Raw genomic sequence first — 16,644 nt, forward strand, 5'->3', positions numbered from 1 at the left:
TTTAAAAAGATGTATTATTGATGAGCAGATTGGGGATCGAGGAAAAAAATTTGTGAGGAGAGTGTGGAAAATGCGGATAAGGGAGCGGTGTGGAAAAACCGGATTTGAAGGGATTCCTGATTGCCATGCAGAAAGAAATAAGATATAATTATAATCAGAATTAAAACGAGAACAGTCCAAAACTGTCAGGTTTTTTTGACATTTTAGATTGTCTGCGGAACATCGATGATGAGGGGGAGACGGATGGATAAGGTATTATATGATTTAATGGATTGGGCAGGAATTGAGGAGATTGTGTACTCGGAAGCGGGAAATCCAGAGCGTCTTTTGGGACCGCATCTGACGGAAGAGGGACTGGTGATTCAGGTATTTATTCCGCGTGCAGAGGCAGTGACGGTGAAACTTGCGACAGGCGGAAAAAAATATCCGATGGAACAGCAGGATGAGGCAGGATATTTTGCAGTTCGGATTCCGAGAAAGATCATGGCGAAGTACACGCTCCTGATCACCTGGGATACGGGTGCAGAGGAGGAGATTCACGATCCTTACGCGTTTGGATCTCAGTACACGGAAGAGGAGAAGAAGAAGTTTTCAGCGGGAACTTACTATGACGTTTACGAGAAGATGGGCGCACATCCGATGGTAATCGATGGAGTGAGCGGTGTCTTCTTTTCAGTGTGGGCACCGTGTGCAATGCGTGTCAGCGTTGTCGGAAATTTCAACACCTGGGATGGTCGCCGCCACCAGATGAAACGACAGGGGGATTCTGGTATTTTTGAGCTCTTTATTCCGGGACTCCAGAGCGGAGAGATCTACAAGTATGAGATCAAGACACATCGCGGAGAGCCGATGCTTAAGGCAGACCCGTATGCGAACTATGCGGAGCTTCGCCCGAATAACGCTTCGATTGTCTGGGATACGAATCGGTTTGCATGGACGGACGATGCGTGGATGGAGAAACGTGCAAAGACGAATTCAAAGGATTTGCCGATGTCCATCTATGAACTGCACCTTGGTTCCTGGATTCGCAAGGAACTTGGGGTTGATGAGAACGGACAGGAGGTAGTTGGTTCTGAATTCTACAACTATCGTGAGATTGCTCCGAGACTTGCCGAGTATGTAAAGAAGATGGGATACACCCATGTGGAGCTGATGCCGGTGATGGAGCATCCGCTTGATGCATCCTGGGGTTATCAGGTGACCGGATATTATGCTCCGACGAGCCGTTACGGAACTCCGGATGATTTCATGTATTTTATGAACTACATGCATGAGCAGGGAATCTCCGTGATTCTTGACTGGGTACCGGCTCATTTTCCGCGTGACAGCTACGGAATGGCATGTTTTGACGGAACCTGTGTGTACGAGCATCAGGATCCGAGACAGGGTTCTCACCCGCATTGGGGTACTCTGATCTACAATTATGGTCGTCCGCAGGTCTGCAATTTCCTGATTGCAAATGCGCTGTTCTGGGCTGAGAAATACCATGTAGATGGAATCCGTATGGATGCAGTCGCTTCGATGCTCTATCTGGATTATGGAAAGAATGAGGGCGAGTGGGTTCCGAATATTTATGGCGGACATGAGAATCTCGAGGCGGTGGAATTCCTGAAACATTTGAACAGCATTTTCAAGAAACGTGAGAAAGGAGCTGTTTTAATTGCTGAGGAGTCAACTGCATGGCCACAGGTGACCGGAGCAGTGAAAGAGGGAAGCCTTGGGTTTGACTACAAGTGGAACATGGGCTGGATGAATGATTTCACCGGATACATGCAGTACGATCCGTATTTCCGCAGTCATCATTACGGAGAGCTGACATTCAGCATGCTCTATGCGTACAGCGAAGATTTTATTCTGGTATTCTCCCACGATGAGGTTGTGCATGGAAAGGCTTCAATGCTCTTAAAGATGCCGGGTGAGACATATGAGGATAAGGCTGCAAACCTGAGAACCGCCTACGGATTCATGTACGGACATCCGGGACGCAAACTTCTTTTCATGGGTCAGGAGTTTGGTCAGATTTCTGAGTGGAATGAGAATGAGGAACTGCCGTGGAACATTCTGGAATATCCGCTTCACCAAAATATGCAGGATTATGTGAAGGCGCTCAATGAGTTCTATACCTCCCATCCGGCACTGTATCAGAAAGACTTTGAACCGGAAGGATTTGAGTGGATCAATTGCAGTTCTGCAAATGATGATATTGTCGTTTTCCTCAGAAAGACGGATAAGCCGGAAGAGACGCTTCTGTTTGTCTGCAACTTTGCACCGGTGGAGCATGAGACCTTTGGTGTTGGTGTTCCGTTCCATGGAAAGTATAAGGAGATCTTCAACAGTGATGCAACAGCATTTGGCGGAAGCGGAAAGGGAAATCCGAGAGTCAAGACGAGCAAGGCGGAAGAGTGCGATGAGCGTCCGGAGTCGATTGTGATTGATGTACCGCCGATGTCTGTGACGGTATTCTCCTGCACACCGGTAGCAGTGAAGAAGACGACTACCACCCGCACAACAGCCAAGAAGAGCACAAAGAGTGTGAAGAGCACCGCAGAGAAGGCAGACAAAGCAGAGCAGACAAAGGCTGCGAAAACTGTGAAAGCTCCAAAGACTACAAGGACAGCAAAGGCTGTGAAAGAAAAAACTGCTGTAAAAGAGAAGACTGCGGAGAAAGCAGAAAAATCAGTAGAGAAAAAGCCGGCAAAAAAAGCAGAATCAGTGGTTACTCCGGTAGCAGAAGAGAAGAAAGCTGAGACGAAGCCAAAGGAAAAGCTGGCAGAAGTTGTAGAAGCAAAAGCCGAGACGAAAACTGAGGGAACAAAGTCTGTTACAAAGAAACCAGCGAGAGGAAACCGTACACGAGCAAAGAAGAATTTAAAGAAGCATACAAAGAAGAATAAGTAATGAAATGTTGAAGAAAATCGACATTTTTATTAATTCGTGATAATTTTTTATAGAAAAAGGATGCTACCGATAGACGGTTAGTCCGATATAAGCTGAAACAAAAATAGTCGCTTAGGTTATCAAACCGGGGCGGCTATTTTTGTGATTTATGATTATCTTTACCTAATGTGTATCCGACAGTGAAGCAGGTTAAGCCGAAGCTTACAACTGCGATAAAATCTACAATACTCATTGACTTAGCCATCCTTTTTCATGGATTCCTTTTCAGGTCTCTATGTAATCAGAGGGGGCTGAGTGCCAGTGGCACTCGTGAAATCCCCCGCAAGGATGCGCACTCGGCGCAGGAGTAGATGGTTGCCGAAGCAACCGCGCCGAGGCACATTCTTTTTTACATTGATATGGCTTAGAAATTGAAGGAATCCGTATCTGCGCGGTAAGCGATTTCACCGTTGCAGATCGTGTAATGTACTTTTCCGAAAAGGGTCTCACCGATGAACGGGGAGTTGCTGGACTTGGAATGGAATTTCTCGACGGTCCATGATTCGTCCGGATCGAACAGGACGAGATCTGCATCAGAACCAGCACCGATCCAGCCTTTTGTGGACTCTAAATGATAGAGGGCTGCCGGGTTCAGCGTCATCTTTGCGAGAAGCTCAGAGAGGGACAAATGACCGGCACGCACAAGGCTTGTAACGCCGAGTGCGAGTGCAGTCTCAAGCCCGATGATACCGCTCGGGCACTCGGTCAGCGGTTTGGATTTCTCTTCTGCACTGTGCGGAGCGTGGTCCGTTGCAATGACGGTGATGATATTTTCCTTGAGTCCGCGGATGATTTCCTCACGGTCGGATGGGGTGCGCAGTGGCGGGTTCATTTTGGCGAGGGAGCCGTGTTTGAGCACTGCGCTTTCATCGAGCGTAAAGTGGTGAGGGGTGACTTCTGCGACAACATGAGCGCCGAGATCCTGAGCCACTTCGATCAGGCGGACGGAATGACCGGAGCTGAGATGCTGAATATCAATGACAGCGCCGGTGTCAAGTGCCAGCATGCAGTCGCGGGCAACGAGGACATCCTCTGCGACAGCCGGAGAACCGCCGATGCCAAGTTCATCGGAGACAGCTCCATGGTTGATGCCATTGTTTGTGATCAGAGCCGGGTCTTCCTCATGGAAACTCAACGGAACGTTTAAGCGAACGGCTTCCTCCATCGCATTGCGGACGAGAGCGGAGCTCTTGAGCGGGATACCATCATCGGTAAAACCAACTGCCCCATGTGCCTTCAGCTCTTCCATATCTGTGAGGGTTTCGCCCTTCATGCCGATCGTGATATTGCCGGCGGTAAGCACGTTGATTCCGGTCTTTTTGCCCTCACGGATGACGTATTCAAGAGTTTCTACGTTGTCAACTGGTGGTTTTGTGTTTGCCATACAGACAACGGTTGTAAAGCCACCGGCAGCGGAAGCCATTGCTCCGGTATGAATGTCTTCTTTGTAGGTGAATCCCGGATCACGGAAATGCACATGGACGTCGATAAGTCCCGGAGCCACCACAAGACCGTGGGCGTCAATAATCGGATCACAGTTTGGATAACGATCTGTCAGATCTTTTCCCATCTCTACAATTTTTCCATTTTCAACAGCTACATCCATGACGGCATCGGTTCCTGTCTTCGGATCGATCACCCGTCCACCTTGAATCAGCATCATAATCTTTTGTCCTCCTAACAATCCAATTGTTGAAACATTGAAAAAACAGCCCTATGAAAATTCAGAAACTGCCTGTGAATTTAGCATATCACGAAATAGAGAAAATGAACAGGAAGAAGAGAGAAAAGGGAAGGAAGAAAATGCACAAAAAGGGCAAAAAGAACGTGTACACAGGTGAGATTTGAACAGACGAAAAGAACCGCAGTCGCCCGAAAAGAAAGTCAGGCAGACTGCGGTAGGATTCCTCATGGTCAGCTGTTGCTGTCGGATGCGTAAAAACTGATCAGATAGAGACCGCAGAGTCCGACCAGAGCGTAGATGATTCGTGAGAGCCAGGTCATGCTTCCAAACAGAAACGCGACGAGATTGAAATTGAAAAATCCGATTAGCCCCCAGTTGACGGCGCCGATGATGGAGAGTGTCAGCGCGGTGTAATCCATTGCTTTATTCCGCATGGCAAATATACCTCCTTTTACAGACAGTATGACACGGAAGAAGCAGAATTATGCAATGACATACAAAATTGCACGCAGGCAAGAGCAAAACCTGCAAAATAAAAACCTGTGAGAACGTTTATGTCCGCGAAAGCATTCTGTTTAAAATTAAGACTTCTGCACAAGATTTCCAAGATAATTGCGGATTTCGCGGATATAGATTTCTCCCATCTGGCTTAAAATGACATTTTTTTTGACGAGATAGCCGATCTCCATCGCACCGCCTGGATTGTCGCTCTCCCCCTCAAGTGGAATAGCGACGTACTCATCTCCGTTGAGCTCCTCGCAGATGATGCCGGAGCAGAGCGTGTATCCACTCAAGCCGATCATCAGATTCAGCATCGTCGCACGGTCGCAGGCTTTGATGATTCGTGAGTACTCATTTGTGCTCAGAATCTCCTCAGCAAAATAGAAAGAGCCGTTGTCGCCCTGCTCAAACGAGAGGCAGGGATAGTCTGCAAGCTGGGCAAAACGGATCGACGGCAGAGAGGCAAGGGGGTGATTTCGCCACAGGTAAACATAGGGCTGGCAGTCAATCAGCTTATGAAATTCGAGGTTATTGGAGTGAAAGAGTTTTGTCAACACTGCCCGGTTGAAATCATTCAGATAGAGGATTCCGATCTCACTTCGCATCGTATTTACATCGTCAATGACATCGCGTGTCTTCGTTTCACGGATCGCAAACTCATAGTCAGAGGTGTTAAAGTGTTTGACCATCTCCACAAAAGTCTTTACGGCAAAAGAATAGTGCTGGGTGGAGACGCCGAATTTTTTCTTCAGGTTTCCGTTTTTTCCATATTTGCTCTGAAGAATTTCGTACTGGTGATAGATCTGTCGAACATAGCTCAAAAACTCTGCTCCGTCATTTGTCAACGTCACTCCGCGTCCGCTCCGATGGAAGATCAGGATGCCGGTTTCGCGCTCGAGTTCCTGAATTGCGCTTGTCAGAGACGGCTGTGCGACGTAGAGAAGTTCCGCTGCCTTATTGAAAGATCCCGTCTCGGAGATCGTGATCACATAATGCATCTGTTGAAGTGTCATAGAAAACTCCTTTCGTAAAAAATTCTTTTCATAAAAAAACGTCCCGCCCCGGTCATATGCCATGCATGGATATTCAAACCGGAGTGGGACGAATTGTGTAACGGTCTACTGTCAGCTAACGTGACGGACAGAAGGACGAGACGATGAAGCAAAAAAATTTATTTGGATTTAACCTCTTTCCATGCCTCGTTGTAGAGGTCATCAACCTCATCACCGAGATATTTGAGAACTTCACAGTTTTTCAGAGAATCCACATCCGGGAAGATTGCCTTGTTATTCTGAAGATCTGCATCGAGCAGGTCAAATGCGCCCTTGTTCGGGGTGGAGTAGGTGATGTACTCAAAGTTCTTTTTTGCAATCTCTGGACGGCAGAGAAAATCGATCCATTTCTCTGCATTTTCCTTGTGCTTTGCATTCTTCGGGATTACCCAGCAGTCGATGAAGAGATCAGTTCCCTCTTCCGGAATTACATAGATCAGGTTGTCGCCCTCATCAGCTTCGTTCTGAATGTAAAGCATCTCGCCGGAGTAAATGATACCGACAGCAGCTTCCCCACCGATCATCTTGTCGCGAACCTGGTCGACAACATAAGCCTGAACGAGAGGTTTCTGTGCGATCAGATCTTCTTTTGCTTTCGTGATCTCATCTGGATTCGTGCTGTTCATCGAGTAACCATTCTTCTTGAGACCGGTCATGAATGCACTGCGGATGCTGTCCTGCATCAGGATTTCGCCATCAAGGCGCTCATCCCAGAGATCCGACCACTTTGTCGGAGGTTCAACGCCAAGCTCCTCAAGACGTTCCTTGTTGTAGAGGATGCCGATTGTGCCCCAGGTGTACGGAACGGCATATTTATTTTCCGGATCGAAGGACTGAGCAAGCTCGAGATAGAGCGGGTCGATCTCCTTGAGATTCGGAACATTGTCGAAGTTGATCTCTGCGAGAAGATCATGCTCGCGCATTTTCTGAATCATGAAATCAGAAGGGCAGACTGCATCGTAGGCGATACCGCCAGCTTCGATAACCGGGAACATTTCTTCGTTTGTCTCATACATATCGTAGACAACTTCGATACCGGTTTCTTTTTCAAACTCATCAATGACACTCTCATCAATGTATTCGCCCCAGTTGTATACATAGAGCTTGTTGTCTTCGCTGCCATCTTTTCCCTGAGAAGAAGATGAAGAGGAACCACAGCCTGCAAGAAGAAGGCAGGGGATAGTCAGTGCGGATGTAATCAGAAACAGTTTTTTCATGATATTTTTTCCCTTCTTAGTAAATATATGATGTCAGATTTTCAATTTAATGTTGATATAAATGATGTTAGTTCGACTTAACCTCTTTCCACAGCTCATTGTAAACAGCGTCAACCTCATCACCGAGATACTCGTACACTTCGCTGTCTTTGAGAGAATCGATATCCGGGAAGAGAGCCTTGTTGTTCTGGATCTCCTCGTCGAGCAGATCGAACGCGCCCTTGTTCGGGGTGGAGTAGGTGATATAGTCAAAGTTCTGCTTTGCGATTTCCGGACGGCAGAGAAAATCAATCCACTTCTCAGCATTCTCTTTATTCTTTGCGTTCTTCGGGATTACCCAGGAGTCGATCCACAGGTTCGTTCCCTCCTCCGGGATCACATACTTAAGATCGTAGTCGAGACCGAGATCTTTGACTTCGTTCTGGATGTAGAGCATCTCGCCGGAGTAGATAACGCCGATGGCAGCCTCTCCGCCGATCATCTTGTCACGAACCTGATCGATGACGTAAGCCTGAACAAGCGGTTTCTGATCAATCAGATCCTGCTTTGCCTGCTGAAGCTCATCCTCATTATCTGAGTTCATCGAGTAGCCATCTTTCTTTAATGCAACCATGAAAGCGTCGCGCACGCTGTCCTGCATCAGGATCTCGCCGTCAAGACGCTCATCCCAGAGATCTGACCACTTTGTCGGTACATCCATGCCGAGCTCCTCAAGCCTCTTCGTGTTGTAGAGGATGCCGACCGTGCCCCAGGTATACGGAACAGAGTACTTGTTTTCCGGATCAAAGGACTTGGACATCTCGAGGTAGGTCGGATCGATCTGATCAAGATTCGGAACATTGTCGAAGTTAATCTCAGCGAGAAGATCATTCTCACGCATCTTCTGGATCATGTAGTCGGACGGGCAGACAACATCGTAGTTGACACCGCCTGCCTCGATAACCGGATACATCTCCTCGTTCGTCTCGAACATATCGTAGATAACCTTGATTCCCGTCTCTTCCTCAAACTGGTCGATCACGTCCTCATCGATGTACTCACCCCAGTTGTATACATAAAGTTCATTGGAACCACTTCTGTTTCCGCCATTGTCTGCGGAGGACGAGCCGGCTGCGTTTCCGCCACAGCCGGAAAGAAGCAGGGCGGAGCATGCAGTCAGGGAGGTAAGGGATACTGCAAGTACTTTTTTCTTCATAATTCAAATCTCCTCAAAAAATTCAAAATAGTTCTGTTATTTACTTATTTACTGCTCCGCTTTCTTGCGTGTCTACTGCTCCGCTTTCCTGCGCGGGGCGAAATTGCTGATGATAAGCAGGATGAGCACCGTAGCAAAGATCACTGTGGAGAGTGCGTACATCGACGGCTTGATGCCTCGGCGCACTTCGCTGTAAATTAGGGTCGACAGGGTGTTGATGCCGGCTCCTCTTGTAAAGTGGGTGATGATGAAATCATCGAGGGACATCGTGAATGCGAGCAGAAAGCCGGAGAGCACACCCGGAAGAATGTCCGGGAAAACGACCTTGAAAAACGCGCGGAGCGGGCTTGCGCCGAGGTCAAGCGCGGCTTCATAGGTAAATCGGCTTGTCTGTTTGAGTTTTGGCATGACGCTCAGGATCACATATGGAATGTTGAAGGTGATATGGGCGATCAGAACCGTCTGAAATCCGAGGGAGATGCCAAAAGCAATGAACGCAAGCATCAGGGAGATACCGGTCACGATGTCGGCATTGAGCATCGGGATATTTGTGATTCCCATCAGAATCGTGCGTGGAACCGGCTTCATGCTGTTGATCGCGATCGAAGCCGCAGTTCCGATGATAACGGCGATCAGCGCAGATAAGAACGCGATCAGAAGCGTGTTCTGAAGAGCATCCATGATGTTACGGCTTGCGAACATTTCCGTGTACCAGCGGAGCGTAAATCCACCCCACTGGGTACGGGACTTGGAGCTGTTGAAGGACAGCACGACCATCGTCGCAATCGGCGCATAGAGGAAGATCATGATGATGACAAGATAAAAATCCTGCCAGATGCGCCGGAGATTCCATTTTGAGTTTTTCATAGTTAGAATCCGCTCCCTTCTCCATTTTTGTCATATTTTGCAATCAGCGCCATGCTGATCAGGATAAAGATCATAAGTACGAGGGAGAGACCGGAACCCATATTCCAGTTGCTTCCCTTTGTGAATTCCTGCTCGATGACATTTCCGATCAGAAGGATCTTACTTCCACCGAGGAGATTGGAGATGACGAAGGTCGTCAGTGCCGGCACAAATACCATCGTAATTCCACTGATGATGCCTGGAACACTGAGCGGGAACCATACCCAGAGAAGCGTCTGGAAGAAGTTTGCTCCAAGGTCGCGGGCAGCATTGATCGTGTTGTCGTCAATCTTGCATAAAACGTTGTAAATCGGAAGCACCATGAACGGCAGGAAGTTGTAAACCATGCCGAGGACGATAGCTCCCGGAGTGTTAATCAGGTTCTGCTTCGGAAGATGAAGCATGCCGAGGATGCCGTTGATGACACCGGCTTTCTCAAGCAGGGTCTGCCACGCGAGTGTGCGGAGCAGGAAATTCATCCACATCGGAAGGATGAAGATGAAGACGATGAAACTACCGCTTCCGACGTTTCGGTTTCTCAGAATCATTGCAAGCGGGTAGGCGAGCACAAGACAGATGATGGTGCTAACAAAGGACAGTCCGAGGGACAGCCAGAGTGCCTTGATGTGCTCCGGTGTGGAGATAGAGAGGACGTTTGCGAGTGTGAACGCTCCGCTCTTGTCGGTCAGTCCGTAGAACACGATCAGGGCAAGCGGGATGATCGTAAAGCCGATCATCCACAGAATGTAAGGTCCGGATAATAGTTTCTTATTCATTGACTCCAACCGCCTCCTCATCTTCAGAAGCAGGCTTGTTCATGATCTGGATGTTGAACGGATCAACGCGCAGTCCCACTTTTTTGCCGACCGGGCAGAGTGTGGTGGAGTGAACCAGCCACTCAAAACCGTCCGGAGTTGTGATCTCCATCTCATAGTGAACGCCCTTGAAGATCAGGTGTGTGCAGGTTCCAGTCAGAGTGCCCTGCTCTGGCTCGACAAGCTCGATGTCCTCCGGTCGGATCACGACGTCGACCGGCTTATTGACACCGAAGCCCCTGTCGACGCAGGCAAACTTTGCACCGAAGATCTCAACAAGCTCATCGTGAAGCATTACACCCGGAACGATGTTGCTCTCACCGATAAAGTCAGCGACGAATGCATTTTCCGGCTCATTGTAGATCTGCTCCGGAGTACCCATCTGCTGAATATAACCCTGGTTCATGACAACGATCGTGTCGGACATTGTCAGCGCCTCCTCCTGATCGTGGGTGACGTAGATGAAGGTGATGCCGAGCTCATTTTTCAGACGGATCAGCTCGTACTGCATGTCCTGACGCAGTTTCAAGTCGAGAGCGCCGAGAGGCTCATCGAGGAGCAGAAGACGAGGCTCATTCACGATCGCGCGCGCGATCGCGATTCGCTGTTGCTGACCACCACTCAAGGAGTCAACGGTGCGCTTCTCGTAGCCGTCGAGGTTTACGAGCTTGAGCGCATACTTGATTTTGTCGTTGATGTATGCTTTGGATTTGCCCTTGATCTTCAGACCAAAGGCGATGTTCTCTGCAATGTTCATGTGGGAGAACAGCGCGTATTTCTGGAATACGGTGTTTAACTGGCGTTTGTTCGGCGGGAGATCATTGATCTCGGTGCCGTCGAAAATGACTTTGCCGGTGTCTGCTTTCTCAAAACCGCCGATGATTCTGAGGGTTGTGGTTTTTCCGCAACCACTCGGACCAAGAAGCGTGACAAATGTGTTTTCTTTTACGGAAAGATTTAAGTCATCCAGAACCATTGTCCCGTCAAAGCTCTTGGAAATATTCACTAAATCGATTAAAGACTGACCCATGTACGTCTCCTCCTCATGTATGTGATCTTCTGTGATCTATCTGTCCTATCTATCTGTCTTATCAGTCGATATGAAAGTTGAAAGTTAAAAACTTGGCGGAGAGCTGACCCAGATCAGGGTTGCGCCCGTCTTGCTCGTCAAAAAGTGTTGTTTGTCCGCAGTGAAGTAGAAGGACTCACCTTTCTTTGCGCGGTAGGTTTTCTTTCCTATGTGGATGGCGATACTGCCTTGCAGAACATATCCGAATTCCTCGCCCTCATGGGGAGTGTCCGGGTATGTGGAACCGCCGGCTTCCAGCGTGAGGAGGATGGGTTCCATCACATTTTTCTGTGCATTTGGAATGATCCATTTGATTGTGTTTTTTAAGTCTGCCTCATATTTCTCAAAATAATCCGCTTTTCCGAATACGATCTGCTCCTCGGGCGTCTCGTTGAAGAATTCTCCCAGAGAAGTGCCGAGACACTGTAAAATATCGGTCAGGGTCGCAATCGAAGGGGAAGTCAGATTCCTCTCCAGCTGGGAAATAAAGCCTTTGGACAGTTCCGCACGGTCAGCCAGCTCTTCCTGTGTGAGTCCTTTTAAGACTCTCAGCTCTTTTAGCTTTAAACCGATATCCATACAGATGCCTCCTAAAAATCCGAACATTTCCGGATGCTTTTTGTTGCTTTACATATCGAAGACGCGTCGAAGACACGCCTGATGATTAACCAAAAAGTTTAGAAATATTAAATCAATGTAAAATTAATCTCAAAGTTTAGTATTAATAAACACAAAACAACATTCATTATACAGAAAAATCTTGGTATGTCAATAGATTCTCAATAGATTTTTTCAGGAGAGTGTGGTAATATAGAAACAGTGTTGTGAAGATAAACGAGAGACCAATCAGGGGATTCAAGGAGGAATGAAAAATGGCTGTTTCAGGAAAATATATGGCATATGTAGGTTCCTATTCTTACACAGGAAAAGCGAAGGGCATTACCGTTTATGATGTGGATGTGGAGAAGGGTGTTTTCCATAAGCGCTGTGAGGTGGAAGTGGACAACTCTTCCTATGTAATTGCCTCCAGTGATGGAAAGACGCTTTACTCGATCGCAGATGAGGGTGTTGTGGCATTCCGGATTCTCGAGAACGGAAGTCTTTCCAGATTGAACAGTGCAAAGATCAATGGCATGAGAGGATGTCACCTCTCGACAGATGCCGATGACAAATATATCTTTGTATCTGGCTATCACGATGGAAAGGCGACGGTTCTGCGCCTTGGAAAAGACGGAGCAGTCGGTGAGATCGTGGACGGTGTTTTCCACAAGGGACTTGGAAGCGTTGCGGAGAGAAACTTCCGCCCGCATGTAAGTTGCTGTCGTCGTACTCCGGACAACAAGTTTGTTCTGGCAGTTGACTCCGGTCTGGATCAGGTAAAGATCTACAAGTTTGATGAAAAGGACGAGCATCTGGTACAGGTTGACATGATTCCGTGTGACATGGAGTCTGCACCGCGCTGCTTCCGTTTCAGCTCCGATGGAAAGTTTGCATACCTGCTGTCTGAGCAGAAAAACACGATCGATGTATTCACTTATGAGACGGGGGCTCGTGTGCCGAAGATCGAGAAGATTCAGACGATCGCGACGACCGGAAAGAAGGCAAGCCAGCAGACGGCTGCGTGTGCGCTTAGATTCTCCCCGGATGAGAAGCATATGTTCTGTGGAAATGCCGGAGATGAGACGGTTTCCGTATACAATCGTGATCCGGAGACTGGTCTGCTGACCCAGATCTGCTGTCTGCCGATCAGCGGAGAGTATCCGAAGGATATTGCCGTATTCCCGGATGACAGGCACATCGCCTGCATCAACCATGGAAGTGGCACGATCACGTTCTTCAAGGTGGACTATGAGAAAGGTCTGCTGATTATGAGTGCAAATGAGATCAAGTGCAACGAGCCGAACAGCTGTGCAATCGTCAAAGTCAGCGACTAAGCAATTAAGAGAGACGGCGACTTAAAATTTCAGGTAATTAGGAGTGAAAAGAGAATGGCAGGATCAACATTTGGAACGGTATTCCGTGTTATGACCTGGGGAGAGTCGCATGGAAAGGGCATCGGCGTCACGATTGACGGATGCCCTGCGGGACTTCCGCTGAGCGAGGAGGATATTCAGACGTATCTGAATCGAAGAAAACCGGGGCAGAGCCGTTATACGACAGCGAGACAGGAGAGTGATCTTGTAGAGATCCTGTCCGGCGTCTTCGAGGGAAAGACGACGGGAACTCCGATTGCGATGATGGTGAGAAACACCGATCAGAGGTCCAGAGACTACGGAAATATCATGAATGTATACCGTCCGGGACATGCGGACTTCGGTTTTGATTCCAAGTATGGATTCCGCGATTACCGGGGTGGTGGACGTTCGTCCGGAAGAGAGACGACGGCGCGCGTAGCGGCGGGTGCAGTCGCATGCAAACTGCTTGAGCATTTTGGAATCAAGGTGACAGCGTATGTGAAGAGCATCGGAGAGTTCGAGATCGATCCGGAGCGTTTTGACATTGCGGAGCGCGATCGAAACCCATTAAATATGCCGGACGCAGTCTGTGCAGTCGAGTCGGGGGAGTATCTTGCGCACCTGATCGAACAGCAGGATTCCGCGGGCGGTGTTGTCGAGTGTGTCGCAGATGGAGTTCCGGCGGGAATCGGAGAGCCGGTTTTTGACAAGCTCGATGCCTGCCTTGCGAAGGCGATCATGTCGATCGGGGCAGTCAAGGGATTTGAGATCGGAGATGGATTTGCAGTCGCAAAGATGCGAGGATCTGAGAACAACGATCCGTTCCGGATTGCGGAGGACGGAAGTGTTGAGAAGACATCCAATCATTCTGGTGGAATTTTAGGTGGAATGAGTGATGGAAGCCAGATTGTTCTGCGTGCGGCTTTCAAGCCGACACCGTCAATTTCGAGACAGCAGAATACCGTGAACCGTTCCGGTGAGAACACCGAGATTGAGATTCACGGAAGACACGACCCGGTGATTGTGCCGAGAGCGGTTGTCGTTGTCGAGTGTATGACGGCGCTGACGATTGCGGATCTTCTGCTTCAGGATCGCTGTGCAAAGCTGTGATACATTTCAACTATTAATATTGTTGTATTATTGTTGTTTATTATAATTTTTTTTTTTGGAGGAGACAGGAAAATGAAAATTGCAATGGCAAATGATCACTCAGCAGTGGAAATGAAAAACGAGATCAAGGCATATGTGGAGTCAAAGGGATATGAGGTCATTGACTTCGGAACAAACTCTTCTGAGAGCTGTGATTATCCGGCATACGGAGAGAAAGTTGGACGTGCGGTTGCTTCCGGTGAGGCAAAGTACGGCATTGCAATTTGTGGAACAGGAATCGGAATCGGTATTGCGGCAGGCAAGGTAAACGGTGTGCGTGTCTGCACTTGCAGTGAGCCGTACAGTGCCCGTATGTCAAGAAAGCACAATGACACGAATGTCCTGACCTTCGGTGCCCGCGTGATCGGTGTCGAGATGGCAAAGATGATCGTGGATGAGTGGCTTGACAACGAGTACGAGGGTGGTCGTCACCAGCGTCGTGTCGATATGCTGATGGAGATCGAGAAGAACGCATAAAAGGTGTAAGATGCGCCGTGTTTTTGATTGAAATGACAGATATGACAGATAAAAAAGAGGGAGCCTCGCGGGCGATTGCGAGGCTCCCTCTTTTGTGGATGTCCCCTGCCTTGATTGGAGGGGATATCCACTCTGGATTATAAAAAGTTAGTGGTAAAGGAATTTTGCAGTTGTGGTTTCATGGCCTTCTTTGCATATCTATTTATATAAGCATTAGGCTTTATATAGCTTATGTAAGTGACGGATTTAGAAATCAACTTCCGTTCCATAGTAGGTGCAGGTGAACAATTTCTCCATCTGCTCCGGGGTGATGGATCTCGGGTTTGATCCGGTGCAGGCATCACCGACAGCGTTGACAGCGATTGTTGCAACCTTCTCCTTGAACTCAGCCTCATCGATACCGAACTCTTTCAGAGTGTGCGGGATGTTCAGCTTCGTGTTGTATGCGCTGATCAGATCGCACAGAGCGTTGACCTGAGAGTCCTCGGATACTCCGCCAAGACCGATTCTTCTCGCGATATCGGCATAACGACGCTTTGCCTCCGGCTCATGTGCATTGTACTTGATAACGTATGGCAGATAAATTGCATTTGCACAGCCATGCGGGATGTGTCCGGTTGAGAATGCTGCACCGGTCTTGTGTGCCATCGAGTGAACGATGCCGAGCAGGGCATTGGAGAATGCCTGACCTGCAAGACACTGTGCGTAGTGCATCTGCTCTCTTGCGTCCATGTTGCATTTGTAAGATGCCGGCAGATTGTCTACAACCATCTCGATTGCCTTGATTGCGAGAGCATCGGTGAACGGGGTGTGCAGGGTGGAAACATATGCCTCGATTGCATGGGTCAGAGCATCCATACCGGTGTAAGCAACCTGCTTAACCGGAAGGGAAGCAACGAGATCCGGGTCGAGGATCGCAACATCCGGGGTGATCTCAAAGTCAGCCAGCGGATACTTGATGCCCTTTGCGTAATCGGTGATAACGGAGAAAGCGGTTACCTCGGTTGCAGTTCCGGAAGTAGAAGGAATTGCACAGAAGTGAGCTTTTGTTCTCAGCTTCGGGAAGTTGAACGGAACGATAAGATCTTCAAAGGTCGTATCCGGGTACTCATAGAATGCCCACATTGCCTTTGCGGCATCGATCGGAGAACCACCGCCGATGGCAACGATCCAGTCAGGCTGGAATTCGGTCATTGCCTGTGCGCCTTTCATAACGGTCTCAACGGACGGGTCTGGCTCAACGCCCTCGAAAAACTTAACTTCCATGCCGGCTTCCTTCAGATAAGCCTCAATGCGATCGAGGAATCCGCCCTTTCTCATTGAGTGACCACCGGATACAACGATTGCCTTCTTGCCCTGCAATTTCTTCAGATCTTCAAGTGCGCCTTTACCATAGTACATATCTCTCGGTAATGTAAATCTCATCATAATAACATATCCTCCTATTCTAAGTTCTAAAATGTTATTGGTCTGAGCTCATGTTCCTTGCTTCATTCATCACATCTGTAGTTTCATCACTTCTGATTTCGTTAATATTTTAACGCTAAAAATTCTCAATGTCAAGAGTAAATATAGGAAAAGTGAAAGGAATGTGCAAAAAAAGCGGGCAATCCATAGGAAAAACTGGCAAGATTCCTATAAATGCCCGCGCGAAGTTGATGTAAAGAATGTGAAAATATCTACAATT

The 16,644-nt window shown here is 48.3% G+C and carries 14 protein-coding genes; 4 read left to right on the forward strand and 10 right to left on the reverse strand.

All coding sequences use genetic code 11. The features are described 5' to 3' along the window. Positions 1–243: 243 nt before the first annotated feature. Positions 244–2,898: a 1,4-alpha-glucan branching protein GlgB gene (gene glgB / locus AC4EVX_RS01370; protein WP_490159408.1), complete on the forward strand. Its 2,655-nt coding sequence runs from the start codon at positions 244–246 to the stop codon at positions 2,896–2,898. Between the two features lie 403 nt (positions 2,899–3,301). On the opposite strand, the gene AC4EVX_RS01375 is transcribed toward glgB, so the two are convergent. The 9 genes from AC4EVX_RS01375 to AC4EVX_RS01415 form a co-directional block, all read right to left on the reverse strand. Continuing rightward, a complete protein-coding gene (locus AC4EVX_RS01375; protein WP_490159452.1) occupies positions 3,302–4,597 on the reverse strand; it encodes a dihydroorotase in 1,296 nt (431 codons plus the stop codon). Positions 4,598–4,851: 254 nt separating this feature from the next. Next, a complete protein-coding gene (locus AC4EVX_RS01380; RefSeq protein WP_177977198.1) occupies positions 4,852–5,055 on the reverse strand; it encodes a DUF378 domain-containing protein in 204 nt (67 codons plus the stop codon). Between the two features lie 147 nt (positions 5,056–5,202). Further along, positions 5,203–6,135 (reverse strand): LysR family transcriptional regulator, encoded by a 933-nt coding sequence (locus tag AC4EVX_RS01385; RefSeq protein ID WP_177977199.1) that lies wholly within the window; start codon positions 6,133–6,135, stop codon positions 5,203–5,205. A gap of 158 nt (positions 6,136–6,293) precedes the next feature. Next, entirely contained in the window at positions 6,294–7,391 is a 1,098-nt protein-coding gene (locus AC4EVX_RS01390; RefSeq protein WP_177977200.1) for an extracellular solute-binding protein, read from the reverse strand. Positions 7,392–7,458: 67 nt separating this feature from the next. Beyond that, positions 7,459–8,586 (reverse strand): ABC transporter substrate-binding protein, encoded by a 1,128-nt coding sequence (locus tag AC4EVX_RS01395; protein WP_490159409.1) that lies wholly within the window; start codon positions 8,584–8,586, stop codon positions 7,459–7,461. 72 nt (positions 8,587–8,658) lie between these two features. Beyond that, positions 8,659–9,453, reverse strand: a complete 795-nt coding sequence (locus tag AC4EVX_RS01400; RefSeq protein ID WP_490159410.1) for an ABC transporter permease — start codon at positions 9,451–9,453, stop codon at positions 8,659–8,661. A gap of 2 nt (positions 9,454–9,455) precedes the next feature. Beyond that, positions 9,456–10,268, reverse strand: coding sequence for an ABC transporter permease (locus AC4EVX_RS01405; protein ID WP_177977201.1), 813 nt, complete (start codon positions 10,266–10,268; stop codon positions 9,456–9,458). Further along, positions 10,261–11,337, reverse strand: coding sequence for an ABC transporter ATP-binding protein (locus AC4EVX_RS01410; RefSeq protein ID WP_177977202.1), 1,077 nt, complete (start codon positions 11,335–11,337; stop codon positions 10,261–10,263). Before AC4EVX_RS01410 ends, AC4EVX_RS01405 begins: the two co-directional genes overlap by 8 nt. 84 nt (positions 11,338–11,421) lie before the next feature. After that, positions 11,422–11,955: a helix-turn-helix domain-containing protein gene (locus AC4EVX_RS01415; protein ID WP_177977203.1), complete on the reverse strand. Its 534-nt coding sequence runs from the start codon at positions 11,953–11,955 to the stop codon at positions 11,422–11,424. A 293-nt stretch (positions 11,956–12,248) separates the two neighbouring features. On the opposite strand from AC4EVX_RS01415, the gene AC4EVX_RS01420 reads away from it, so the two are divergent. From AC4EVX_RS01420 to rpiB, 3 genes are all read left to right on the forward strand, one after another. Then, positions 12,249–13,310, forward strand: a complete 1,062-nt coding sequence (locus tag AC4EVX_RS01420) for a beta-propeller fold lactonase family protein (RefSeq protein WP_177977204.1) — start codon at positions 12,249–12,251, stop codon at positions 13,308–13,310. A 54-nt stretch (positions 13,311–13,364) separates the two neighbouring features. After that, entirely contained in the window at positions 13,365–14,441 is a 1,077-nt protein-coding gene (gene aroC / locus AC4EVX_RS01425) for a chorismate synthase (protein WP_490159411.1), read from the forward strand. 72 nt (positions 14,442–14,513) lie between these two features. Continuing rightward, positions 14,514–14,957, forward strand: a complete 444-nt coding sequence (gene rpiB, locus AC4EVX_RS01430; RefSeq protein ID WP_177977206.1) for a ribose 5-phosphate isomerase B — start codon at positions 14,514–14,516, stop codon at positions 14,955–14,957. Positions 14,958–15,203: 246 nt separating this feature from the next. On the opposite strand, the gene AC4EVX_RS01435 is transcribed toward rpiB, so the two are convergent. Further along, positions 15,204–16,385 (reverse strand): iron-containing alcohol dehydrogenase, encoded by a 1,182-nt coding sequence (locus tag AC4EVX_RS01435; protein WP_177977207.1) that lies wholly within the window; start codon positions 16,383–16,385, stop codon positions 15,204–15,206. Positions 16,386–16,644: the final 259 nt, after the last annotated feature.

Source organism: Brotaphodocola sp. (genome assembly GCF_983179755.1).

Bases quoted from the DNA above. Each gene is read 5' to 3' on its own strand.
- glgB (WP_490159408.1), top strand. From the start codon at position 244: ATGGATAAGGTATTATATGATTTAATGGATTGGGCAGGAATTGAGGAG.
- AC4EVX_RS01375 (WP_490159452.1), bottom strand. From the start codon at position 4,597: ATGCTGATTCAAGGTGGACGGGTGATCGATCCGAAGACAGGAACCGAT.
- AC4EVX_RS01380 (WP_177977198.1), bottom strand. From the start codon at position 5,055: ATGCGGAATAAAGCAATGGATTACACCGCGCTGACACTCTCCATCATC.
- AC4EVX_RS01385 (WP_177977199.1), bottom strand. From the start codon at position 6,135: ATGACACTTCAACAGATGCATTATGTGATCACGATCTCCGAGACGGGA.
- AC4EVX_RS01390 (WP_177977200.1), bottom strand. From the start codon at position 7,391: ATGAAAAAACTGTTTCTGATTACATCCGCACTGACTATCCCCTGCCTT.
- AC4EVX_RS01395 (WP_490159409.1), bottom strand. From the start codon at position 8,586: ATGAAGAAAAAAGTACTTGCAGTATCCCTTACCTCCCTGACTGCATGC.
- AC4EVX_RS01400 (WP_490159410.1), bottom strand. From the start codon at position 9,453: ATGAAAAACTCAAAATGGAATCTCCGGCGCATCTGGCAGGATTTTTAT.
- AC4EVX_RS01405 (WP_177977201.1), bottom strand. From the start codon at position 10,268: ATGAATAAGAAACTATTATCCGGACCTTACATTCTGTGGATGATCGGC.
- AC4EVX_RS01410 (WP_177977202.1), bottom strand. From the start codon at position 11,337: ATGGGTCAGTCTTTAATCGATTTAGTGAATATTTCCAAGAGCTTTGAC.
- AC4EVX_RS01415 (WP_177977203.1), bottom strand. From the start codon at position 11,955: ATGGATATCGGTTTAAAGCTAAAAGAGCTGAGAGTCTTAAAAGGACTC.
- AC4EVX_RS01420 (WP_177977204.1), top strand. From the start codon at position 12,249: ATGGCTGTTTCAGGAAAATATATGGCATATGTAGGTTCCTATTCTTAC.
- aroC (WP_490159411.1), top strand. From the start codon at position 13,365: ATGGCAGGATCAACATTTGGAACGGTATTCCGTGTTATGACCTGGGGA.
- rpiB (WP_177977206.1), top strand. From the start codon at position 14,514: ATGAAAATTGCAATGGCAAATGATCACTCAGCAGTGGAAATGAAAAAC.
- AC4EVX_RS01435 (WP_177977207.1), bottom strand. From the start codon at position 16,385: ATGATGAGATTTACATTACCGAGAGATATGTACTATGGTAAAGGCGCA.